Below are 23,029 nucleotides of genomic sequence, written 5' to 3' on the forward strand. Positions count from 1 at the left end.
AGGTACGATACATGACCATCCCAAAACCACTTGTCCAACTCAATCAAGTCTTTCTCGTCGCCACAGTCCTAGCTGGCCTCATTTTCCATATATCTTTCTTACTCATGCCCTTCGCCATCGGGGCCGTCACTTTGGTCACAAAGAAAAATCCGCTCATTTCATACAGCCGCCGCTTTTTGCGAAATCCCCCGAATAGCTATCCGCAAGAAGACCGCGACCAGCAATTATTCAACCAATGGATCGCAACTGTCTGCCTCGGGCTCGCGCTCGTTTTTTTCGCAGCTGAGCTTCCAATTATCGCTACTGTATTCGGAGCGATGGTCATTGTCGCGGCTGGTGTCGCGCTCATGGGCTATTGCATCGGCTGCACCGTGCGCTACCAGCTCATGATGTGGAAACACCGCCGGGCGAAAACGAATTATTGAACGCTTTTTTCAAAGTGTTGAAGAAGTCTATGGTTCGCTCTCAACTATCAAAAAAAGTGTCTTTTGCTAATTTCAACAGTCAATGACCTCTCTAAGTATTTGGAGAAGTGTTCGCTCGACTCCTGTGGTAAAGCGAGACGACCGAGACCCCGCAAGGCGCGCAGCGGCTGAGGAGGCTTGGGCGCGAGCCCACGGAAAGCGAGCGATAAGCTTCGGAAAATACGGCTTCTTAACTTTCTCGACAACCTGAAAAAAGCGGAGACCGCAGTCTCCGCTTTTTTTATTTTATTTGGCCGTTGCCTTTAATGATGTATTTCGTTGACGTCAGTGCGGGCAAGCCCATCGGTCCGCGTGCATGAAGCTTTTGCGTACTGATGCCGATTTCGGCGCCGAAGCCGAATTCAAAGCCGTCGGTAAAACGCGTCGACGCGTTATGGTAGACCGCTGCCGCATCCACTTCTGTGAAGAATTGCTGGACGCTTTCCGCATGTTCCGAAATGATCGCCTCAGAATGCTTCGTTCCGTACTGATTGATATGCTGGACCACTTCATCTACGCTAGCTACCGTTTTCAGCGCGAGTTCATAAGCCAAATACTCAGTGCCCCAATCAGCTTCTTGTGCCGGAATGATGTCGCTGCCTGCTTGCTGCGCAGCTTCATCACCGTGGATTTTCACGTCTTTTGCCTGCAAGGCTTCAATCAATTCCGGCAGATGCTGCTCGGCCCATTTCTCGTGAACGAGAATGGTTTCGCACGAGTTGCAGACGGATGGACGCTGAGTTTTCGCATTCAATGCGATATTGATCGCCATGTCCTTGTCTGCCGTTTCATCGATATAGACGTGGCAATTGCCTGCGCCTGTCTCAAGTACCGGCACGGTCGAATTCTGGACGACCGTCTTGATCAAGTTGGCGCCGCCGCGCGGAATTAACACATCCAAATAATCGTTCAGCTTGAACATGGCAGATGCTGCTTCACGGCTCGTATCTTCGAGCAATTGCACCGAATCCACTGGCAATTCGCTTTGTTCAAGCGCGCGGTGAATGACCGCTACAATCGCCGTGTTCGAGTGAATCGCTGTTGAACTGCCGCGCAGGACGACCGCGTTGCCGGTTTTCAAGCACAGGCTCGACGCATCTACTGTGACGTTCGGGCGGGCTTCATAAATCATGCCCACCACGCCAAGCGGTACGCGTACTTTGCTCATATCGAGACCATTCGGCTGTTGCCAATGCTCAAGCACTTCGCCGACCGGGTCGGTCAGTTTGGTCAATTGGATCAGCGCATCCGCCATATCTGCTAAGCGCTCTTCATCGAGCTTGAGGCGGTCAACGAGCGATTCACTCATGCCATTCGCACGTCCCGCTTCAATGTCTTTCAAGTTTTCTTTCAAGATAAACGCTTTTTCAGCCATTAATTGCTGGGAGATGAGTTCTAATGCTTTATCTTTCAGGGTGGTGTCGGCTTTAGCGAGTTCCCCCGCTGCCGCTTTCGCTAGTTTCGCTTTTTGTACCAGTTCTGTCTCCAAATGTGCTTCCTTTTGAAGAACTTCTGTCATCCAATCTTCTCCTTTCGAATTTCCGTTCCTTACGCTAATTCTTTAACGGGTTTTGCGATATACGTCCCGTCGCCGTTGCCATTCATGATCTCAACCAATTTTTCGTCGCCTTCTCCTGTGCCGATAAATACGTCGACGCCGAAGTTGTGCGCTGTTTTGGCGGCTTCCACTTTCGTTTTCATACCGCCCGTCCCTACATCTGACCCAGCGCCCGATGCCGCTTCCATTAACTCATCCGGAATATCTTTCAGGTGGGTATATCGTTCAGCGGCTGGGTTGGTTTTTGGATTATCTGCATAGATGCCGTTGATGTCCGTCAGAATGATCAATTGGTCTGCACGGACCAGCCCGCTGACAAGGGCCGATAGCATATCGTTGTCGCCGAAGGTCAATTCCTCCACTGCCACTGAATCGTTTTCGTTGATGACCGGCATCATGCCGCGTTCTAATAATTTTGAAATGGTATCGTCTGCTTTTTGATACAAGTCTTTTGTTAGTAGCAATTGTGCAGAGACGATGTCGAAATTCTTGAATTCCGTTGCGTACGCCTGCGCGAGCAAGCTTTGCCCTACGGCTGCTGCTGATTGCTTGTCTACTACTGTATCTGGACGGGATAAATACCCCATGCTTGTGCAGCCAGCTGCAACTGCGCCAGATGAGATCAAGATGACATCATGACCTGCTTCTTTCAAGCGAGCCAATGCCCCCACGTGTTCACGCAACTTGGTGATGGACAATTTACCGTGGCTGTCCGTCAATGAGCTGCTTCCTATTTTCACTACTATTCTTTTCTTTTCCATTGTTGCAGTCACCACCCGATTTTGATTATTTAATGAGCTCTCCCATTACGATCAAAAGCGGAAGAACCCTGTCTCCGTAAAAATACTTTACAATGGCTGACTTAAGCTGTCTGATAATAAGAATTATTATGCAATCAATTGCATTTTAAGTCAACTATTAAATCCAAAAATACTTATAAAACGGTTATCGAAATAATAAAACTTGCATATTAATGAATTTTTATTCAAATTACTTGTTTTATCCTTAACCATTTTCAGCTCCGGAGATAGCGGCTGCGCATTCTTCGCTAGTTTAAACTTCAACCAGCAGCTGATCGCCTGCAGCACGCTAATCACAAGTGGCAAGTGTAACATAACTAGAGGGTATTTCAAGTTCAGGGAGGGGATTTCGCCTTATGAAAGGGCTTTCATTCAAGAGATAAAATAGGCACAAAGGCACATTTAGGATTCGGCAAAGGCCCGTTCTATAAGGGATACAGACAAAATACGTACAAGTGTTGCTATTTCCTTCTAAAGTACCATACCCAAATCTAGCACAGCTTTTAATCACTAACAGCGCGCTATAGCTTGATGGCCCCTTCTATCCCTCTATTTAAACGCCGTATACGTCTAATGAGCAGCGAGATTTCAGCATGCGAATGTAGCCAAATAAAGGGCAGGCCCCCTCTTGATGAAACGCAGTAAAAAAAGGCAAGTCTTCCCCTGCGTCAGTGTAAACAACTGATTTGCGGAGATCCAACACGAAAACCCCGACTGTTGAGTTAACAATCGGGGGAGCATCAGATAATGCATTTCATTAATTGAGCTGGATTGTGATGGTCTGTGCGGGGGCAAGCAGCTCTCCGTCTGAAGCGAACAGCTTACTGGTAGTCAATTGCAGCTTTTGCGCGCCACCTGCTACGATAAAGCCTACATTCCCTAATTTCTCTTCTCCAGGTTTCAGCCCTTCATTCAACGACTCCAAATAGACATCGTCTTGCCAAGTTTTCACTTCGCCGCTCGCTGTCTCAATTAAAGCCACAGGCGCGAAGTTCACCTCTTCAGATGATGTGTTATGGATTTCGACAAAGAACTTCACCAGCTCGAATTCCTGCTCATGCGTATAGGCATGATAAAAATCAATCAAACTATAATCTGGTGTGTACTGCAGCAGCTTCGTTTCATGGATGGTCAGCTCAATATCGCCAATGCGCACTGTCTGCGGCTTCATATTGGCCGCCAAAAGTTCCAAACCGCCTTTGGCATCTCGTACTTTTTGGCCTGGCTCCTGCAAGCGGCGGTCATCGCTCACTTGTGGGCTCTCGACATATTGTTCCGTGTAGTCAGGCGCTTCCGCTAAGGAGGCAGCGGTCGCGGTCCCTTGCGTTGTCTCGCTTTGGCAGCCGCATAATAATGCTATTGGGACAAGCAACCATGCTAATCTCGCTTTCATCCAGTCCACTCCTTGCTATTATTTATCGTCGATTGTCACGTCTGCGCCCATCAAGTCGAAAATGATGCCCGCGTGGTCGGTGTTGTTCAAGTTTCCTGCAAATTTCTGGCTAGCTGGCCCATACGCATAAACCGGCACATCTTCTCCAGTGTGGCCGCCTGTCGTCCAGCCCGTATGCGATCGTTTATCGAAAATGCGCTCGATGGCATTGTCGATGTCCAAGTATTCGCCTTCGTCGGCCGCTTTTTTCACCGAAGCGATTTCTTCACCAGTTAACTCCAAGTCGATATAGCGTTCCAATGTTTCCTCTACGCCGGCCCCTTCTGTGATTTCAGCAGCCATAAAATCCGGTGTGCGCTGTGCAGCAAGGATTGGCTCGGCGAACCAATTATAGATGCCGTCTGCCCCAATCGAGAAGCCACCCGTCGAATGGTCAGCCGTAGCTACGACCAATGTGTTTTCATCTTGCTTGGCGAATTCGATTGCCGCCTGGAATGCGCGGTCATAATCTTCCATCTCGCTCATCGCTGCGACGATGTCGTTATCATGCCCTGCCCAGTCGACCTGGCTGCCTTCGACCATTAGGAAAAATCCGTCTTCGTCTTGCTCCAAGCGATCGATGGCTGAACGTGTCATATCTTCTAGAGACGGCACAGTAGCTTCGCGGTCAATCATTTTCGGCAAACCGCCTTCTGCGAACAAGCCGAGCACTTGTCCGTTGTCATTTGCGAACAATTCTTCTTTGGACGTGACATAGCCATAGCCGGATTCCTGGAATTCATCCGTTAAATCGCGGTCTGTGCGATCAAATAGCTTCGTACCTCCGCCAAGCAAGACATCGATTTTGTGTTCGCCATCGATGCGCTCGTCAAAATAATCATCGGCAATGGCGTTCATATTGCGGCGGCTGATATCGTGTGCTCCGAATGACGCCGGTGTTGCGTGTGTGATTTCAGAGCTTGCCACGAGTCCTGTCGCTTTGCCTTGCTCCTTTGCCGCTTCTAGAACCGTTTTCACTTCCGATTCGTCGTTGTCGACTGCAATCGCATTGTTGTACGTTTTGATGCCCGCCGCCATAGCGGTCGCGGCGGATGCCGAGTCGGTAATGTTTTGGTGTGCGTCTTCCGGATAAGTCATTTGCTGTCCGACCAAATAGGAGTCGAACGACATTTCATCCGCAAAGCGCGCAGATGGATCGTCCTGTAAATAGCGATAAGCGGATGTATAAGATGTCCCGACACCATCGCCGATTAGGAAAATGACGTTTTTCGGTGCGTCTTTATCTTTGTTTTTCTCTTTTTCTTTTCCTTTATCTTTCCCATTTCCAGGGTTCTTGTGTTCTTTATGTACATCGGCTTTGCCGTTTCCATGCGCTTCAGCTGGCATGGTTGGGGTAAAGCTCGTCACGGCGACTGCTGCCACCACAGCGGCTGGAAAGAGTTTTTTTATCGTTTTTCGGGTCATCTGGCATTCCTCCTCATGTTTGTTGGCCATCGCCAGTGTAACGAAGGATTATTAAGGAATTGTTGAGGGCGTGTATGGAATTTGTTAACGCATTTTTATTTCCCGGGAAATAATTTTCGGGATATTTCCAAATTAAAAACCGGCCTCCATTAAGGAAGCCGGCTTTGTGACGATCAGTCTTCGCGATCGACGAGTGATTTATTTTTCTGGAATTTACGCAATACTTCATAGACGACCGGCACGACAATCAATGTCAGCAAGGTCGAGGACAATAAGCCGCCAATAACGGTAATCGCCAAGTCTTGAGAGACGAGTCCACCGCCACCGCTTGAAAGAGCCATTGGAATCATGGCGCCAATTGTCGCGATTGCTGTCATCAGGATCGGGCGCAGACGCGTCGCTCCCGCTTCAAGCAAGGCATTGCGCACTGTCATGCCTTCGCGTTCCATATGGATGACACGGTCGACCAAGACAATCGCGTTTGTCACGACGATCCCGATCAACATGAGCATCCCCATCATGACCGAAACGGAAATCGTTTGGCCGGTGATGAACAAGCCGGCAAAGGCGCCGATAACCGCAAACGGCAACGAGAACAGAATGGCGAATGGCGCAAGACCGCCGCCAAACGTTACGACCAAGATAAAGTAAACGATGGCGATTGCCGCAGCCATCGCAAGGCCGAGCTGGGTGAAGGTTTCATTGATATCCGCCGTGACGCCGCCAGTTTCGACTGTGACGCCTGCCGGAAGATCTAGTTCATCCACGTTTTCCTGGACCGCTGCACTTGGCGCAGAGACGTCATTGCCCGTTACGGTGCCGGACACGGTCGCAAAATACGCGCCTTCCGAGCGGCTCAAGGTATTTAAGGTAGTGCCTTCTTCCACTTCGACCAATTCGCCGACGGTCATCATCGTGCCTGTAGCTGTTGGAACTGGCGTCTCCAAGAGTTCTTCAAACGTCGCTGCATCTTGCTGCGCTTCACGCTGAACAATCACTTCGAGTTCTTCGCCGTCGGTGTTAACCGTCGTCAGCACTTCATTTTGCCCACCGCCGGACAGAGCCATCGCAACTTGCCCCGCTGTTAGGCCATACTGCAGAATTTCCTGCTGTTCGATGCGTAAGGTATGTTCCACATAAGGGTCTTCCGCATCGGACGTGATTTCTTCCAAGCCGTCGACATCGCTCATCGCGCCTTCGACTTGTGCAACGGTATCCAATAAGTCATCCAAGTCTTCGCTGTACAGCGTGTACGCGACTTCACTTGATGCCATCATGCCGCCGCCCATCATGTCCTGCTCGCCCCACTCGCCAGATTGGTCGAGTCCTGCCAGGTAGTCCGTGACTTCTGTGCGGGCTTCTTCGAACTCATCAACTGAAATTGAATCGTCAAAGATCAGATACAAGAGTGCACCGTCTCCGCCGCCCATCATCATTTGGGACATATCGGCATTGGCCGAATCATTGATGGATAATTGAAGAACTTCGATGTCTTCACGTTCAAGCAAATCCTGCTCGACCGCTTCGATATTCTCCGTAGACTCTTCTTGCAACTCCCCTGCTGAAGGAGAATACGTGATGTACATCATTTTCTCTGTTTGCGAGCCGAGGAACGAGAAGCCGATCAATGGCGTGAGTGCCAAAGAACCCGCAAGCAGCACGACCGCAATAATGGACGTGATCCACTTATGGTTCAACGCTTTTTCAAGGAATGAACGGAACCACAGTGCCATCTTCCCGACTTCTTTATGCTTCGACTCTGTCTTTTCGCCATATAATTTCTTTTTGAAGAAACTATGCGACATCGCTGGCACGATGCTAACTGCCACTGCCAAAGAAGCAAGCAGGGCAAACGACATCGTCAAGGCGAACGGCAAGAACAATTCGCCGACCATTCCGCCGACAAAGACCAATGGTGCAAAGACAGCAATTGTGACAAGCGTTGAGGACAAGATCGGCTTGAACATCTCAATCGTTGCCGATTGGATCAATTTACGGCCAGATAATTTCTCTTCTTTCAAATGCATGCGCCGGTAAATATTTTCGACGACGACGATCGAGTCATCAATGACCCGGCCAATCGACACGGTAATAGCACCGAGCGTCATGATGTTTAATGTGATATCCAGCCAGTTCAGCAGCAACAAGGCAACAAAAATGGACACTGGAATCGAAACGATTGCGATCAGCGTCGAACGGAAATCACGCAAGAACACCAAAATGATGAGCACCGCGATCAAGCCACCGAACAAGGCTTTTTCCACCATCGCGAAAACGGATTCCTCAATCGGCTCCCCTTGGTCGAGCGTAATGTCGACGATCAAACCGTCCACTTCACTTTCCAAGTCCGCCATCAAGTCTTTCACTTCATTAACGACCGTGACCGTATTGGCTTCCTGGCCTTTGACGATTTGGATGGCAATGGCATCTTCGCCATTGGTCCGTGAAATCGACTGCACTTTCCCGACCAGTTCCACATCGGCAAGTTCCGACAAGGCGACAAACGGTTCAGGACTGTCTTCTGAAGGCGTCACCGGAATCAGCAACTCTTCAAACTCTTCAATAGAAGTAACCGATCCATCGATATAGACCGCTTCTTCTCCTTCTTCGAATTCACGAAGGCCGAGCGATAAAGCAATATTGCTCGCTTCGATCATTTGTTTGATGTCTGCTTCTGTCACTTCACGGGCAGCCATCGCTTCCTCATCATAAGTCAGATGAATTTCTTCGACGTGCTGACCTGTGACAGTCGCAGAGGCCAGTCCATCGATTTTTTCGATTTCCGGTAAAATCGTCGTTTGCACACGATCCGTCAATTCGACAATCGATTCGGTCTCACTGCTGATGGACAGTGCGACGACTGGGAACATATTGATGCCGATCGACATAATCGACGGCGTCTCCACTTCCTCCGGCAAGCTCACACCGCTCACTGCGGATTCGAGTTCCCGTTTTTTCTCATCCATATCGACACCGTAATCGTATTCGACTTGGATTTGGGAAACATTCGAGGAGGAACTCGAATAAACCGCTTTAACGTCCTCCAGGCTTTCGACTGCCTGTTCGACAGGGATCGAGACCTCTTCCATCACCTGTTCAGGTGCAGCACCTGGGTACACACCCGAAACGATTAAATAGGGAATGGATATATCAGGAATTGACTCCATCTTCATTTGAGTTGTTGAATATATGCCGGCAAAGGTTACAATTAAAGTTAACAGCCACACGGCAAATTTGTTTTTCAGCACAAAACGTACGAATCCTTGCACACAAATTCTTCCTTTCTTTGACGAATTTCATTTACTATTTCATAGTAGTGACCAATTGGTCATTCGTCAAACAAGTTAGGTGAAAAGAGGAATCAAATATGTCAAAAAAGCAACAGATCCTGGACTCCGCACTTCAACTTTTTGCTGAAAAAGGCATTGAAGCTACGTCAATCCAGCACATTACCCAAGAAGCAGGCATTTCGAAAGGTGCCTTCTATTTATCTTTTCCTTCAAAAGAATCGTTGATCAAAGAAATCATTGATTCGTTTATGAAAGGGATTGTCGCTGAAATTGACCGCATAGTCAACGGCACGCAATTACCCAATGAAAAATTACGTCTCTACTTTATCGCCCAATTGGCATTGCTCGAAAAACATGCAGATTTCGCGAAAATCTATGCACAAGAACCGATGCATGCGTTGAACGAAGAAATTATGGAAAAGCTCATTCACTACGACGCATGGATCGACCGTTCCTTGCTATCGCTACTCGATGAGTTGTATGGTGAGCCGCTTCAAGACCGTCGCTATGACCTGCTCATTTCGATCAAAGGCTTCGTACGCATTTATTCGCAGCTGGTATTGTTTCATCCATACCCGCACGATATCGAAAAAATTGCAGAACTCCTCGTGGAAAAGACAAACGTACTGGCCACTTATTCTCAAACAGCCTATTTAACGGAAGACATGGTCGAGTTGTCGATGCCCGGCCCAGAAGAAGTAACTACGGAGAAAAAACTTCTATCGGTGATCACTGAGTTGCTAGAAGATGAGCAGCATCCGCCACTTATTGCCGAATCTCTTTCATTACTCGCTGAGGAACTCCAGAAGGAAACGCCAAGACGTGCCATCCTCCACGGCCTGCAAGCGAATATCTACGACTACGCCCCTGCCAAATGGTTATCTTACTTATTAAAGAAATACGAGCAGAAAAAAAGCCCAGACAATTGATGTCCGGGCTTTTTACATGCGCTGATTTAGTTAATTTCGACCGTCCAACCTAGTGTATCTTCGACTTTGCCAGTCTGAATTCCGGTAATAGTGTCGTAGAGTTTTTGCGACAATTCACCGATTTCGTGATTGTTGATGATCATTTTCTGGCCTTGCCAGTTGAGTTCGCCAACTGGGGAAATGACCGCGGCCGTGCCCGTTCCGAACACTTCCTCTACTTTACCAGCTTGATAAGCTTCGTAAAGCTCATCGATGGCCATACGTTTTTCCGTGACCGGAATGCCCCATGAACCCAATAATTCGATGATCGACATGCGCGTGATGCCTTTTAGGATGCTGCCGTTGAGCTCTGGCGTGAACACTTCGCCATCGATTTTGAAGAAGATGTTCATGCTGCCGACTTCTTCGATAAAGCGCTTTTCGACGCCATCGAGCCACAAGACATCTGCGTTGCCTTCTTTCTTGGCATTCGCTTGCGCCTGGTAACCAGAAGAGTAGTTGCCGGCGGTCTTCGCCATTCCCGTACCGCCTTTAACCGCACGCGTGAATTTGTCTTCCACATGAATAACCACTGGCTGCAAGCCGCCTGGGAAATAAGAGCCGACCGGTGAAAGGATGACCATGTATTTATAAGTAGACGATGGCCCTACTGCCAAATTGGCATCTGTTGAGATGATGTACGGGCGGATATAAAGTGAAGTGCCTGGAGTTTTCGGCACCCACTCTTTTTCGAGCTCGATCAACTGCTTCATATGCTCTAATGCCAATTCTTCGTCGATGGGCGGAATGCTAAGGCGCTCGCTCGACAAATTAAGGCGTTCAAAGTTTTTTTCCGGACGGAACAGCAATACACGCCCGTCTTCTGTGCGGTATGCTTTCATGCCTTCAAACACCGTTTGCCCGTAATGAAAAATCATAGCTGCCGGATCTAAGGAGATCGGACCATATGGCACGATTTTCGGTTCATGCCACCCTTTTTCTGTTTCATATTCCATGATGTACATATGATCAGTGAAAGTTTGGCCGAATGGAATCTGATCTTGCGCCGGCTTGTCTTTCTTCGCAGTATTCTCGATTACTTCCAATTGATAAGTCGTCATGGTCATATCCCCTTTTGCAGTATGTTTTTATTTTCACGATTTCGAATAATTATACACACATTTTTCAGTACTGAACAGGCTGTACGCCAAATTCCTCAAATATCGGCCAATCGGCTCAGCGGATCAATTCCATAAAATGCATCAAAATTTTCGCCGTTAATCCCCAAATGACACGGTCTTCATATAAATAGAAAAACTCATCCACTTGGCGCGCACGCCAGCTATAGTTTTCGCCTCCGGCAATTAAATCGTATGGAAAACTTTCTTCCGGCTGGATATCAAAATCGATGCGGTAAACACGCGGCTCGTTTTCCAGGAAAAATTTCAGCGGCACTGTAAAGACCGTATCGACTTCTGCCGCGTTTGGCACAAAATCCGTTTCGGGGTCGATAAACCCTGCAAACGAATAAACAATCATGCCGAACGGGGAAACGATGTAATCGAGCGGAAACACGTTGCTTATCGCTTCTTTGCGGATGCCAAGCTCTTCCATCGTCTCACGTAACGCCGTTTCTTCCTCATCTTCATCCCCGTGGTCAATTCGCCCACCAGGGAAACAGATCTCCCCCGGCTGCCGCCTCATTTCAAACGAACGCACTTCAAACAAAATATGGACGCCATCTTCTTTTTCAATCAACGGAAGAAGAATCGCATATTTCGAGAAATCCCGGTTGCCGAGTACTTCCGGCACCCGCCCTTGGACTTTTTTCAAAATCTTTTCCGGTTCCATGCCATCACCTCGACTTTCTTTCTTCCTATCTTACCAAATAATCAGAGTTCCCGGCCTTTCAACCACTCCAGAATGTAGAAAAACCCAGATTCGCTTGTCCGCTATTGGCGAACGAACCGAGCCTTCGCTACAATGGGAGCGGAGGGGATAGACGTGAACCGAAAAACTTATATCGACAACGATTTTTATACAGCGGGCATCAGCGTTAAAGACCCGCAGGCAAAAGGCGAAAATAATATGGCGCTCCATGCCGGAATCGACCGCGAGCAGTCACTCGAAAACCGCAAAGTCTTGCTTGCCGCGCTCGGCTATACGATGGATGAACTCGTATGCGCCCATCAAACCCACAGCAATCATTTTCAAAAAGTGTCGCAACAAGACGCAGGCAAAGGTGCTCGAACTTTTGCTGATGCTATTGCTGATACCGATGCGCTTTATACGCGCGATACCGGACTTGTGCTGTCGAGTTTTGCCGCCGATTGCGTGCCGGTGACCTTCTATCACGTAGCAGAAGAGTTGATCGGTGCAGTACATTCCGGGTGGCAAGGAACCGTCAAAGAACTCGTACCAAACTTGTTTGCGCATTTGATCACCAATGAAAACTGTGCGCCAGAAGGCTTCCGCGTCCAGATTGGCATGGCGCTGAGCCAGGAAAAATTTGAAGTGGATAAAGATGTCTACTTGAAGTTCAAAGCACTTGGCTATGCCGACCCATTCATCAGCTTTAACGAAGCCACCGGTAAATACCATATCGACAACCAGCTCACCGTCAAAACGCAATTGCTGCGCGCTGGCGTTCCCGCTGAACATATTGCCATCGACCGGAGCTGTACGTTCAAAAGTCCAAATGGCTTTTCCTACCGCGAAGACAAACAATGCGGCCGCCACATGGCTTACATCGTTAAGAAATAACAAAAGCTCTTCCGCGTAGGAAGAGCTTTTGCAGGTTTTCGAGAAAGTTAAGAAGCCGTATTTTCCGAAGCTTGTCGCACGACTCCGTGGGCTCGCGCCCAAGCCTCCTCAGCCGCTTTGCGTCTTGCGGGGTCTCGGTCGTCTCGCTGATCCACAGGAAAGATAAGGTCGACCTACGGGAGGCCTTATCTTTGCGAAAGTAATGCGTAGCATTATTGAGCAGAAGGGTTTACGAGCGAACGCTTCTCCAAATACATAGAGAGGTCATTGACTGTTGAAAATAGCCGCAACCTCGCTGGTGGTTGAGCTTTCGCAATGAGCCAGAAAGGCACTGTCTCATTACTTCGCTTCACCCGTAAGCGCGAGGCTGCTTTGTGATTTCGTCGGATTCAACAGGAGCGCGGCCTTAGATGATGCTCGATATTTATTCAAATCATCAAAATCTCCCGAATGTCCTCTTCGCTCATCGACTGCACAGCTTCTGAACCGGATTGAATCATCTCATCCACCAAATCTTGCTTGCGCAGCTGCAAATCATACATTTTTTCCTCAATCGTTCCTTTCGCCACCAACTTCAACACTTGCACTTCCCGTTTCTGCCCCATGCGGTGTGCACGGTCCGCTGCCTGCTGTTCGACGGCTGGATTCCACCACAGATCGTACAAGATGACCGTATCGGCCCCAGTTAAATTGAGCCCGGTGCCGCCTGCTTTTAAGGAAATCAAAAACAAGTCCTCTTCGCCTTCGTTGAAGCGGTCGCATAATGCCACGCGCTCTTTCGGCGGCGTCGAGCCGTCTAGATAAAAATACGATCTCCCTGAACGAAGCAGCGACTGCCCGATAAGATTGAGCATGCCCGTGAACTGGGAAAACACCAGCACGCGGCGGCCAGTCAATCGCGCTTCTTCCAAGATCTCTAGCAATTGCTCGAACTTCGCCGAGCCACCGCGGTAGTCTTCCACAAACAAGGACGGATGACAGCACAATTGGCGCAGGCGTGTCAGTCCAGCCAAAATACGGATGCGGTTTTTGCGCATGCTGTTGTCGCGCAAATGCTTCAAGGCTTCGTGGCGAAGTTCCGCGAGATACGCTGTGTACAATTTTTTCTGTTCTTCATGAAGCTCGGAATGTTCGATGCGCTCGATTTTTTGCGGCACTTCCCCGAGCACTTCCGCTTTCGTCCGTCGCAGCAAGAACGGCTGCACGCGCTTCGCGATATCGGCGTTGCGCAGCTCCGCAAATTGGCTGCGATCCGGAAGCAAAGCCGGAAACACGACGTTAAAGATCGACCATAACTCATCGAGCGAGTTTTCAATCGGCGTTCCGGTAAGCGCAAAGCGATGGCGAGCTTGCAACTCTTTCACGGCTTTAGCGGTTTGCGTCGCCGGGTTTTTGAAAGCTTGCGCTTCATCGAAGAAAATCGTATGAAACGACCAGTCTTTATACGCCCCTCGGTCCATTCGAAGCGCTGGATAGGACGTGATATACACATCGCCCGGCTCTTTCAAGGCTTGTGTCCGCTTTGCTTTTGGTCCATCCACGATGACTGTCTGGATATCCGGAGCAAAGCGTTCGAATTCGGCTTGCCAATTGTACATGAGCGAAGAAGGCGCAACGATTAGCGCATGCTCATCGCTGCTGCGGATCTCCCCTAGTACCGATTGCACGAAAGCGATGCTTTGAACCGTTTTCCCAAGCCCCATCTCATCCGCCAAAATGCCGCCGAAGCCGTATTTCGACAGCAAGCGAAACCAACTAAATCCGCGCTTCTGATAATCCCGCAAGACCCCTTCAAAAGCTTGCGGCAATTGCTCCGCCTGTGTCCATGGATGATGCAGCTCTTTTAGCAAGCGCGCAAATTCTGCGCCCGCCTCCGATAAGTCATGCTGTTCAAGGCTCCCAGCAAGACGCATGCCTTCGAGCAATGGAATGCGCTGAACGCGTTCAAAATTGTCTTCGTCAATGTTCATGATTGCCAGATACTCTTCAAACGCAGCCATTCCGGGCGTCTCCAGCGACATTAACGTACCGTTAGGGATACGGAAATAACGTTTTTTCTCCCGAATGGCGCGGATGATTCCCCGTAATTCTTCTTCCGGAATGCCGCCAAGGTCGAAGCGGAACTCCAGCCAATCGGTCCGGTCCTTCGGCAAATTGACACGGATTTTCGGTCCCGGCAAGGTTTTTTGGATGCGCATTTTCACGGAAGTCGTCGCATAGACCTCGAGCCATTCTTCAAGCAATGGCACCGTATCATAAAGGAAGTCATATTCTGCCTCTTCATCCTGCAGGTAAAACCCGCCGTCCGTTTTCGTCAGCCCGCCAGACTCCATCAATTCCATGATGGCCCGTTCTTTTTCGAGCTGTCGGAACACGCCTGGATACTGCCGGTATGTTCCTTCTGGTTCTTCGCACGGGTTGATGATGAGCTGCCCGTAATGAAATTCAAGGCCAGCGAGCAATCGGCTGCGAACACGGTCGAGATATAGCTTCGCGCGCAGTGGCGTTTCCCCGATTTTCTCGATTGCCTGTTCTGTGACAATGACTGGCCCGAGCTTTTCGAGTCCAGGCAAGACGGTTTTCATCATATGGGTGACTTGGCTTTCCTCAATCAAAAGCTCCTCGCCTGCCCCTTCCATCAATTCCTGTAGGCCTGATAGACGCTTCATATCGGCACCAGCCGGCTGGATGACTGCTTCTTCCGTCAAAGCCACGCCATATTTCGTAAAAATTTGCAGACGCTCTAAACCTCGGACGATTAAGCGGTAGCCAGTATCGCCACGATCCAGGCGAAACGACACCGGCAGTGTATCGGTTACATGAAACGGCAGTATTTCCCCGAGCGGGTTTTCGAATTTGGCATGTGCCATGACGCGAAGTATCGGCAATAAGCGGTCCCAATCACTTGCAGACACAAGCAATTTCCCTTCTTCATCCGGTTGCGGATCGCTTTTATCGAGCAGCTGAAGAAGCTCCAGCACTGGCTGTTCTAGCGCATGGCGGCTCGGATCGTAAGGAATCGCAGCAGTTTCTTCGTACTGGCCACTCGATAGGGCTGACACGAAACGCAGGGGATTTCGGACATTTTTCAAAATAGCCGTGCCACTTCTGAACGTCACGGCTAATTGCTCGTTGCCACCGCTGCTGATGGTTGCTTCGACATGATAAGGTACGCGCCGGTCAAAGCGGTGCAGCCGGGCAGAAGGCGCGTCTTCTTCTTCAAACAAGCCGAACATTTGCTCAGCTAGCGGGCGTGATTGCTGGCCGAGTTCTTCTGCGGCAATCATCGCTGCCGCAATATGATGGCAGTATGTATGGATAAACCCAACAGGAGGACAGCTGCATTCTGCGTTAATCGTGCCGGCTGTTGAGCGGGCCAACTTAACGTGGAACGAGCTACGTCCTTTGACGATGGCTGTTATGGACTGATTGCTTGCTTCTGTGATGCTGACTTTTCCTGCCATGTGAAAGGTCTGGCCTTTTTTATAGGCAGCCTGGCCGCACAATTTGCGGATGTGTTTATCGCTGATCCAAAATTCCATAGCTGCCCCTTTCTTCTGCGTGATGATGTCTTGCTTTTATTATCCGGCATGCCGCGTTTGTCTTCAAGCGGATGAGCTTTACACATAAAGTGCTTTCGGTTTATAATAGACTTAATTTTCTGATAAAATTTTATAGCTTGATTCCAAGGGGGAGATCGTAATGGCTCGTGCCCGTCAAAGCATATTCATCCAAGCGCCGATTGACGATGTGTTCCAGTTCGCCAAGAAACCTGGAAACTGGACAAGTTTTTACAATCACTTATCCAAACCGGACAAGATCGAAGGCGCTGGTGATACCGGCACGGAAGTAGAGACCGTATTTTCCATTATCGGCTTACGCTTCCCTGTCGCCATCCATGTAGTCCGTTGTGAACGCAGCGGCGAGGAAGGATTTTGGGAAGGCATCATCAGCGGCAGCTTTGTTGCTCACCAGAAGAGTTATTACCGTTCCTTGGAGGGCGGAACCGAAGCGGTTTTCGAATTGGAAATCGATTTGCCCGATAGCGCATTTGACCGTTTTACCGAGCGCCTCGTCTACGACCGGCTGGAGAGAAATACACTCCGCCATACGCTTGAAAACTTGAAAGCGGCTTGTGAATTAGACCGCTAAGCAATCGTTGTATCCATGTATCGTGAAACCGGCTAGTGCCGCCTATACGTCCTCATCGCTTATGCAGCAATGAAAAACCCGTGCGCCAGAATTCCGGTGCACGGGTTTTTTAGGCATTAAAAAACACCCCGCATAAATGCGGGATGTATCGATAGCTGCGGCGTATCAGACCACGCTCCACAACGTGTTCCATAAAGGAATGCCTGTCCGTCTTATGCAGCTTAGCTCATCGCGTAGTTAACCATAGCCTATGCGCCGCCAACTGTCAACTGTCAAAATTACAGCAAGGCCCCTGCCTTGTTAAAACTGACCCCTAAAAATTAATCAGAATTGATACTTTTAACTAGGCCAATTCCTTGCTACAGTAGTTCAAAATGACATGGCACCACAAATAGGCCCCGTACCTAGTGGATGTCGAAGAAAGAAGGAATCGTTTCATGCAAAAGACTACAACTTATTCCAGTTCCAAAACCTATGATTTAATCATTACTTCGATGCTCATCGCTCTGGTATTTGTGGCGACGATGCTGCTCAATATCCGCCTGCCGATCGCAGCAAATGGCGGGCTAGTCCACCTAGGTACGACAATGCTGTTCACAGCTGCACTATTATTCGGGCCGAAAAAAGGCGCTATTGCCGGCGCTGTCGGGATGGGTCTTTTCGATTTAGTATCGGGCTGGACTTTGTGGGCGCCGATCACTATCGTTGCACGCGGCTTGCAAGGCTATTTGGTCGGGAAAATTGCTTGGTCCGGCGGGCGCGGTGGCGAAAGCCTCGGCTTCAACATCCTGGCGGCGACGCTTTCCATTCCAATCATGGTCGCCATCTATTACATTGGCGAAGCGATCATCTTCAGCAGCTGGATCATCCCCGCTGCTTCTATCCCAGGGAACCTGGTTCAAAACGCAGTCGGTCTGGCACTCGCCATTCCAGTCGTAGCTGCATTGAAAAAAACACCATACTTCCGCAACTAAACAAATGCCCCGTCCTGAAATTCCAGGACGGGGCATTTTCCTATTCAGAAAATGTTTTTCTAAAACCGTAAAAAGAGCGAAATGCGTGTTTTTCGTAAAACGAGCTAGAGGAAGCCGACGCCAATAGTTCTAGTCGCGTATGTGGATGCCGGCTATGGGCAAAATCCAATAGCTTCTTTCCTATCCCTAAGCCTCGGAACGGCGCTTCCACTAATAATTCACAAATATACATGCTAACAAAACCGTCTGTCAAACCTCTGATGTACCCAATGGCTTGTTGGTCTCCATTCTCAGCTACGTAAGCAATGGCGGAACATTCCCAAGCTTTTTCAGTGTGCTCGCTTTGTTCAACCAAATTGGTCCAGCCCTCCTGCGCGTTGAGCTGTTGTATCGACTCAAAATCCTTTTTTTCGTAATCGCGAATTGTTATTTGAAGTTCATCACCTGGTTTTAGCATGCCCATTCCCCCATTTTTAAAAAACCGCCGAGAGCAATGCTCTCGGCGGTTTTCTTTTGCTTAAATTTGTGGTGTCAAATCTTCCGGAGAATGATCTGCCGGCTTCACTTCATTTAAATCCAGCGCTTCCGCGGTGTATTTATGAACGTGTTTTAATAATTCTTCGTTATCCATCAAGGATTTCCCGTAGGACGGAATCATTTCCTTGATCTGCGATTCCCAGTTTTCCAGTTCCTGAGGGAAGCAGTTAGCAAGTAGCTTGAGCATGACATGTACAGCCGTTGAGGCTCCAGGTGATGCCCCGAGCAACGCGGAGATGGAGCCGTCCACTGAAGTGACTAGCTCTGTACCGAATTGCAGCGTGCCTTTGCCGCCCGCATCGGTGTCTTTGATGACCTGGACGCGCTGTCCTGCGACGACCAAATCCCAATCCTCACTCTTCGCATTCGGGACGAATTCACGCAATTCTTCCATGCGTTGTTCTTTCGACTGAATGACTTGCTGGATCAAGTATTGTGTAAGCGATAAGTTTTTCGCTCCGCCTGATAGCATCGTCAACACGTTATTCGGTTTGACAGAGGCCACCAAGTCCATATAAGAACCCGTTTTCAAGAATTTCGGCGTGAAGCCTGCGAATGGGCCAAACAATAAGGATTTCTTATCGTCGATAAAGCGTGTGTCCAAGTGAGGCACAGACATCGGCGGTGCACCGACTTTTGCCTTGCCGTAGACTTTTGCATTGTGCTGTTCGATCACTTCCGGATTGTTGCAGACCATGAACAAGCCGCTCACTGGGAATCCGCCAATATGCTTCGATTCCGGGATGCCGGATTTTTGAAGCAAGTGAATGCTCGCTCCGCCACCGCCGATAAAGACGAACTTCGCCGTGTGCACATCGAGTTTCCCGGTTTCCAGGTTTTTGATCTTCAATAACCAACGGCCATCTTTCATTTGTTTCAAATCTTGGACCATATGGTGATAGTGGACATTAACGTCTTCTTTAACAAGGCGGTCGAAGAGCATGCGTGTCAACGCACCGAAATTGACGTCTGTTCCTGTGTCGATTTTCGTTGCGGCAATCGGCTCGTTGTCTTGGCGATTCGCCATAATCAACGGCATCCATTCTTTCAAGACTTCCGGGTCATCGGAAAATTCCATGCCTGTAAAGAGTGGATTTTCAGCCATAGCGTCAAAACGTTTTTTCAGGAAACGGATATTGTCTTCGCCTTGCACCATGCTGATGTGAGGAAGCGGACGGATGAATTCTTCCGGGTTTTTCAATAATCCCGTTTTCACAAGATGGGACCAGAACTGAGCCGATACCTGGAATTGTTCGTTAACGTCGATGGCTTTGCTGATGTCCATCGTGCCGTCTGGCTTTTCTTTCGTGTAGTTCAACTCACAAAGGGCTGCGTGGCCAGTCCCGGCGTTGTTCCATTCGTTTGAACTTTCTTCGCCAGGGCTCGACAATTTCTCGAACACATTGATTTTCATGTCTGGAGATAATTCTTTCAAAAGAATCCCCAAAGTCGCACTCATAATACCAGCACCGATCAAGATTACATCTGTATCAGTTTCTCTATTGCTCATGTATACCTTCCTTTTCTACGCGAGTATTAGCGGCTTTTCGAGTCCGCCGCTTCCGTATTAAATCCATCATCTATTGTATGCCTGTTTGACACAAAATCTCTACTACTAACAGACAATTATAAACCATTTTGCGTAAGGATTAAAGAAAATTAGCCTTTTGCGCAAAGTCATGACACGAAAAAGCGGATTTCTGTAGTAAAGAAGTAGAATCGTCCTTCGAGCGAGTAGAATCAGCTCAGCATACCGGATTCGCCCTACTCAATAAGCCTTCATTCTTAGCACGAAACCAACAAATGACCACACACCATCCGACTTGTACTAAGCGTTTATTTTCGATTTTTAGTATGAAACGGACAGCTAATGATATGATCATCAATCATCCCTATCGCCTGAAGAAACGAATAGGTCGTGACCGGGCCGACAAATTTAAAGCCGCGCTTTTTTAACTCCTTGCTGAGCTTTACGGACAACTCCGATTGGGCGGGAATCTGACCGTCTGATGGCCATTCATTGATTACCGCTTTATCGTTTGTAAAACTCCATAGGTAGTCGGCGAAACTGGTGAATTCGGTTTGGATCTCTTTTACCGCCTGGGCATTCGAGCGGACAGATGCTAGTTTGGCGCCGTGTTTGATGACGCCGTGCTGCTCTTTGATCTCGGCTAGGGCTTCGTCCGTCAAAGCGGCGCAGTACTCGATATCGAAATTATGAAATGCGCTTTGATAGCTATCGCGTTTGGACAGCACGATCTGCCAGGATAAACCTGCCTGTGCGCCTTCTAAGCTCAGCATTTCGAATAAATAGCGTTCATCACGGCTCGGCCGGCACCATTCCTCGTCATGATAGGCTTGCATCCGTTCGTCGCCTTTTGGCCATTCGCATCGTGCCATTAGATCATCTCCTGTCATTTTCTGTTGGATTAAAAAAGAAGCAGGCATTCGCTCCCTGCTCCTTTACCGTTCTTCGTCCTCAGATATGTTTCGTTCTTTTCCACTGACGCTTTTCATAGGTGCTTCTTGGCTTGGCGCCTCATCCACTTTATTGGACTTGCTCTTTTTCAGCATTACGAGAATACTGCCGACCAACAGCCCCGTAATTAGCAGAAAAAGTCCAAAAATAATGAGTGTCACGATAATTCCACCAGACATTTTCTTTCCCCCTTCCGCTATCGCTCGTCATCTTCTATTCATTGTTCATTCTCCAGTTTTTTCACGCGCAATTCCAGTGCCTCAACGTGTTTTTTCAAATCCGATTCGTCGACTTGTTGCTGTTTTCGATTGACTGATGCTTTGACTGCCGCGACAACCAATACAACAAGCAGGATGAAAAAGCCCAGCAAAAAAATTGTTGCGATGATATCTCCTAAATTATACATCATGATATTTTCCCACCATCCATTTCCGCTTTCGCTTATTGATTAGTTTTCTCCAATTCATGGCCAAAACCCTTTTTCACAAAAGGCAAAGAACGGCTAAAACGAAAAAAGGCCGAGAACCTGCTGAAGGTTTTCGACTTTCAAATTGTGAAACTAGCTGCTTAGCGCATCATTTCATTGACAAAATACAGTTGATAAACAGCCGGCAACAGCAAGGCGATGGCCAAACAAATCACGGCTGCTATCTTCGCCTGTGTGGTTAAGCGCGCATCTTGTGATTTCAATTGCTCGAAAAACGTTAACGTAAAGTAAAAGCTAGCCACTAACAAGAACGCTGATACCACTCCTGTCCAGCTGCCTAGTCCGAACATTTCCATATTCGACATGACGATCCCCCATTTCATCTCTGATAACGTGGCGGTTACTTCTCTTGCAACATTGTAATCAGAATAAAAATAATCAATTAATTTCCATTTTTTCCACCTTACCACTTTTAATTGATTATAGGAATATGAGAATGGGAATTTACTGAGACTCAACTAGAAAAATAGCTATTTAACCTAGGAATAAAAAGGGAGAGAAACACGGAACGGCCTGCGCTAAATGCAATAAATGCGAGCCATAAGCCATGATTGCCGAACAAGGGAACAGCGAGAAAATAGACGGCCAAAAACAACAGCAACGCCATCATCATCGATTTTCGAACTGGCGCTGTCTCCGTGGCCCCTGTGAAAATCCCATAGTAAATGATGCCGATGCTCGTCGAAATCGGAAATAGCAATAGCCATATGCTGTAATCAGAGGCAATGGTGATGACTTCCGGAATCCCTGTAAACAAACGAATGACCGGGCCGCTGAACAGCCCATACATAGCCGTCAAAAACAACGCCGTGATCAGCGCCCACTGGCTGGCCAAAGTGAGCGTGCGTTTATACAAGCCCTCGTCTTTCGATCCGACCGCTTTGCCGGATAAAATGCTCGAAGCATTCGAGAAGCCGTCGAAAAAATACGCCATCAAATAATGAATTTGGATCAGCACGGCATTGGCAGCCAATGTCTCCGTACCAAACGCCGCACTTTTGTATGTAAAAATATTGAATACGGCGAGCAGGCACACCGTCCGGATAAACAAATCCTGATTCACAGCAATCATCTTTTTCAAAGCTGCGCCTTCGAAAATCTGCCCGAGCGGCAATAGCTTCAACGTGAATTGCGTCCGTTTCATGAGGAAGTAAATGCCCAACACCATGGCGCTCACTTCGGCGATCAAGGTGGCTGATGCAACCCCTGTGACTCCCCAAGCGAACCCAGTCACGAACAACAAGTCGAGCGCAATATTCAACAAGTTCATGGCAATTTGGATCGTCACCGCCAGGCGGATGCGCGACATGCCCATCAGCCAGCCGAGAACGACGTAATTGATGAACGTCACCGGCACGCCCCAGACGCGGATATGGAAATAATCCCGCGCCAAGGCCTCTACGTCCTGTGCCGGATTGAGCAAGGCCATCGCAGCTGTCGCGATTGGATTTTGGAGAATCAGGAAGACGAGCCCGATTAACAGCGCGATGAAAAACGGTCGGATAAACGACAGCGTTTCCTGCAGTTCATCGCGCGCGCCAAGTGCCTGAGCCGCAAAACCTGAAGTACTGACACGCAAAAAGCCGAACAGCCAGTACATCGTATTAAAGACCACGGTGCCGATCGCGACGCCCCCGAGATACGCAGGGTCCGATAATTGCCCGACGACCGCTGTATCCACAGCACCTAGCAAGGGCGTCGTTACGGTGGAAAAAGTTAACGGCAAGGCCAAAGCCAAGTATTTTTTGTGATTCATGATC

Annotated in this window: 20 protein-coding genes; 5 read left to right on the forward strand and 15 right to left on the reverse strand. The window is 48.7% G+C overall.

What is annotated here, in order from left to right; translation table 11 throughout:
* Positions 1-11 precede the first annotated feature (11 nt).
* Positions 12-425 carry a DUF4395 domain-containing protein gene (locus tag BBI11_RS15690; RefSeq protein ID WP_068459308.1) on the forward strand — a complete coding sequence of 138 codons (414 nt, stop codon included), beginning with the start codon at positions 12-14 and terminating at the stop codon, positions 423-425.
* A 280-nt stretch (positions 426-705) separates the two neighbouring features.
* On the opposite strand, the gene BBI11_RS15695 is transcribed toward BBI11_RS15690, so the two are convergent.
* From BBI11_RS15695 to BBI11_RS15715, 5 genes are all read right to left on the reverse strand, one after another.
* A complete protein-coding gene (locus tag BBI11_RS15695; RefSeq protein ID WP_068459311.1) occupies positions 706-1,983 on the reverse strand; it encodes a glutamate-5-semialdehyde dehydrogenase in 1,278 nt (425 codons plus the stop codon).
* Positions 1,984-2,012: 29 nt separating this feature from the next.
* Positions 2,013-2,762 (reverse strand): glutamate 5-kinase, encoded by a 750-nt coding sequence (proB, locus tag BBI11_RS15700; RefSeq protein WP_269466081.1) that lies wholly within the window; start codon positions 2,760-2,762, stop codon positions 2,013-2,015.
* A gap of 817 nt (positions 2,763-3,579) precedes the next feature.
* Positions 3,580-4,215 carry a DUF4352 domain-containing protein gene (locus tag BBI11_RS15705; RefSeq protein ID WP_068459315.1) on the reverse strand — a complete coding sequence of 212 codons (636 nt, stop codon included), beginning with the start codon at positions 4,213-4,215 and terminating at the stop codon, positions 3,580-3,582.
* A gap of 18 nt (positions 4,216-4,233) precedes the next feature.
* Positions 4,234-5,679, reverse strand: coding sequence for an alkaline phosphatase (locus BBI11_RS15710; protein WP_068459317.1), 1,446 nt, complete (start codon positions 5,677-5,679; stop codon positions 4,234-4,236).
* A gap of 173 nt (positions 5,680-5,852) precedes the next feature.
* A complete protein-coding gene (locus BBI11_RS15715) occupies positions 5,853-8,948 on the reverse strand; it encodes an efflux RND transporter permease subunit (protein ID WP_068459319.1) in 3,096 nt (1,031 codons plus the stop codon).
* Between the two features lie 98 nt (positions 8,949-9,046).
* Between BBI11_RS15715 and BBI11_RS15720 the strand changes: the two genes are divergently transcribed.
* Positions 9,047-9,898 carry a TetR/AcrR family transcriptional regulator gene (locus tag BBI11_RS15720; RefSeq protein ID WP_068459321.1) on the forward strand — a complete coding sequence of 284 codons (852 nt, stop codon included), beginning with the start codon at positions 9,047-9,049 and terminating at the stop codon, positions 9,896-9,898.
* 26 nt (positions 9,899-9,924) lie between these two features.
* Here the strand turns inward: BBI11_RS15720 and BBI11_RS15725 are convergent, their stop codons facing one another.
* Both BBI11_RS15725 and BBI11_RS15730 read right to left on the reverse strand, forming a co-directional pair.
* Complete coding sequence (locus BBI11_RS15725) at positions 9,925-10,998, reverse strand: branched-chain amino acid aminotransferase (RefSeq protein WP_068459323.1); 1,074 nt, start codon at positions 10,996-10,998, stop codon at positions 9,925-9,927.
* 115 nt (positions 10,999-11,113) lie between these two features.
* Entirely contained in the window at positions 11,114-11,728 is a 615-nt protein-coding gene (locus tag BBI11_RS15730) for an NUDIX hydrolase (RefSeq protein WP_068459326.1), read from the reverse strand.
* 153 nt (positions 11,729-11,881) lie between these two features.
* On the opposite strand from BBI11_RS15730, the gene BBI11_RS15735 reads away from it, so the two are divergent.
* Positions 11,882-12,640, forward strand: coding sequence for a purine nucleoside phosphorylase YfiH/LACC1 family protein (locus BBI11_RS15735; protein WP_208597162.1), 759 nt, complete (start codon positions 11,882-11,884; stop codon positions 12,638-12,640).
* 428 nt (positions 12,641-13,068) lie between these two features.
* On the opposite strand, the gene BBI11_RS15740 is transcribed toward BBI11_RS15735, so the two are convergent.
* On the reverse strand, positions 13,069-16,182 hold the full coding sequence (locus BBI11_RS15740) for a DEAD/DEAH box helicase (RefSeq protein WP_068459330.1): 3,114 nt from the start codon (positions 16,180-16,182) through the stop codon (positions 13,069-13,071).
* A 160-nt stretch (positions 16,183-16,342) separates the two neighbouring features.
* Here BBI11_RS15740 and BBI11_RS15745 point away from each other — a divergent pair, with 160 nt between their 5' ends.
* Both BBI11_RS15745 and BBI11_RS15750 read left to right on the forward strand, forming a co-directional pair.
* Positions 16,343-16,792: an SRPBCC family protein gene (locus BBI11_RS15745; protein WP_068459332.1), complete on the forward strand. Its 450-nt coding sequence runs from the start codon at positions 16,343-16,345 to the stop codon at positions 16,790-16,792.
* 437 nt (positions 16,793-17,229) lie between these two features.
* On the forward strand, positions 17,230-17,766 hold the full coding sequence (locus BBI11_RS15750; RefSeq protein ID WP_068459335.1) for an ECF transporter S component: 537 nt from the start codon (positions 17,230-17,232) through the stop codon (positions 17,764-17,766).
* 40 nt (positions 17,767-17,806) lie between these two features.
* Here BBI11_RS15750 and BBI11_RS15755 read toward each other — a convergent pair whose 3' ends face one another.
* The 7 genes from BBI11_RS15755 to BBI11_RS15785 all read right to left on the reverse strand — a co-directional run bounded on the left by BBI11_RS15755 (position 17,807) and on the right by BBI11_RS15785 (position 23,025).
* Positions 17,807-18,223, reverse strand: a complete 417-nt coding sequence (locus BBI11_RS15755) for a GNAT family N-acetyltransferase (protein WP_068459337.1) — start codon at positions 18,221-18,223, stop codon at positions 17,807-17,809.
* Positions 18,224-18,283: 60 nt separating this feature from the next.
* Entirely contained in the window at positions 18,284-19,813 is a 1,530-nt protein-coding gene (gene mqo, locus BBI11_RS15760; RefSeq protein WP_068459338.1) for a malate dehydrogenase (quinone), read from the reverse strand.
* 326 nt (positions 19,814-20,139) lie between these two features.
* Entirely contained in the window at positions 20,140-20,703 is a 564-nt protein-coding gene (locus BBI11_RS15765; RefSeq protein WP_068465482.1) for a DNA-3-methyladenine glycosylase I, read from the reverse strand.
* Positions 20,704-20,766: 63 nt separating this feature from the next.
* Complete coding sequence (locus BBI11_RS15770; RefSeq protein WP_068459340.1) at positions 20,767-20,961, reverse strand: hypothetical protein; 195 nt, start codon at positions 20,959-20,961, stop codon at positions 20,767-20,769.
* A 38-nt stretch (positions 20,962-20,999) separates the two neighbouring features.
* The gene (locus BBI11_RS15775; RefSeq protein ID WP_068459342.1) at positions 21,000-21,191 is read right to left on the reverse strand and encodes a hypothetical protein; all 192 of its coding nucleotides are present in this window, start codon (positions 21,189-21,191) and stop codon (positions 21,000-21,002) included.
* 158 nt (positions 21,192-21,349) lie between these two features.
* The gene (locus tag BBI11_RS15780) at positions 21,350-21,574 is read right to left on the reverse strand and encodes a hypothetical protein (RefSeq protein ID WP_237150295.1); all 225 of its coding nucleotides are present in this window, start codon (positions 21,572-21,574) and stop codon (positions 21,350-21,352) included.
* A gap of 149 nt (positions 21,575-21,723) precedes the next feature.
* The gene (locus BBI11_RS15785) at positions 21,724-23,025 is read right to left on the reverse strand and encodes an MATE family efflux transporter (protein ID WP_068459344.1); all 1,302 of its coding nucleotides are present in this window, start codon (positions 23,023-23,025) and stop codon (positions 21,724-21,726) included.
* Positions 23,026-23,029: the final 4 nt, after the last annotated feature.

This window comes from Planococcus maritimus, from assembly GCF_001687625.2.
GTDB classification, from domain to species: Bacteria; Bacillota; Bacilli; order Bacillales_A; family Planococcaceae; genus Planococcus; species Planococcus maritimus.

Excerpts from the sequence above, each read along its gene's own strand:
- BBI11_RS15690 (WP_068459308.1), top strand. The coding sequence starts at position 12 with ATGACCATCCCAAAACCACTTGTCCAACTCAATCAAGTCTTTCTCGTC.
- BBI11_RS15695 (WP_068459311.1), bottom strand. The coding sequence starts at position 1,983 with ATGACAGAAGTTCTTCAAAAGGAAGCACATTTGGAGACAGAACTGGTA.
- BBI11_RS15705 (WP_068459315.1), bottom strand. The coding sequence starts at position 4,215 with ATGAAAGCGAGATTAGCATGGTTGCTTGTCCCAATAGCATTATTATGC.
- BBI11_RS15710 (WP_068459317.1), bottom strand. The coding sequence starts at position 5,679 with ATGACCCGAAAAACGATAAAAAAACTCTTTCCAGCCGCTGTGGTGGCA.
- BBI11_RS15720 (WP_068459321.1), top strand. The coding sequence starts at position 9,047 with ATGTCAAAAAAGCAACAGATCCTGGACTCCGCACTTCAACTTTTTGCT.
- BBI11_RS15725 (WP_068459323.1), bottom strand. The coding sequence starts at position 10,998 with ATGACGACTTATCAATTGGAAGTAATCGAGAATACTGCGAAGAAAGAC.
- BBI11_RS15730 (WP_068459326.1), bottom strand. The coding sequence starts at position 11,728 with ATGGAACCGGAAAAGATTTTGAAAAAAGTCCAAGGGCGGGTGCCGGAA.
- BBI11_RS15740 (WP_068459330.1), bottom strand. The coding sequence starts at position 16,182 with ATGGAATTTTGGATCAGCGATAAACACATCCGCAAATTGTGCGGCCAG.
- BBI11_RS15745 (WP_068459332.1), top strand. The coding sequence starts at position 16,343 with ATGGCTCGTGCCCGTCAAAGCATATTCATCCAAGCGCCGATTGACGAT.
- BBI11_RS15750 (WP_068459335.1), top strand. The coding sequence starts at position 17,230 with ATGCAAAAGACTACAACTTATTCCAGTTCCAAAACCTATGATTTAATC.
- BBI11_RS15755 (WP_068459337.1), bottom strand. The coding sequence starts at position 18,223 with ATGCTAAAACCAGGTGATGAACTTCAAATAACAATTCGCGATTACGAA.
- mqo (WP_068459338.1), bottom strand. The coding sequence starts at position 19,813 with ATGAGCAATAGAGAAACTGATACAGATGTAATCTTGATCGGTGCTGGT.
- BBI11_RS15765 (WP_068465482.1), bottom strand. The coding sequence starts at position 20,703 with ATGGCACGATGCGAATGGCCAAAAGGCGACGAACGGATGCAAGCCTAT.
- BBI11_RS15770 (WP_068459340.1), bottom strand. The coding sequence starts at position 20,961 with ATGTCTGGTGGAATTATCGTGACACTCATTATTTTTGGACTTTTTCTG.
- BBI11_RS15775 (WP_068459342.1), bottom strand. The coding sequence starts at position 21,191 with ATGATGTATAATTTAGGAGATATCATCGCAACAATTTTTTTGCTGGGC.
- BBI11_RS15780 (WP_237150295.1), bottom strand. The coding sequence starts at position 21,574 with ATGTCGAATATGGAAATGTTCGGACTAGGCAGCTGGACAGGAGTGGTA.
- BBI11_RS15785 (WP_068459344.1), bottom strand. The coding sequence starts at position 23,025 with ATGAATCACAAAAAATACTTGGCTTTGGCCTTGCCGTTAACTTTTTCC.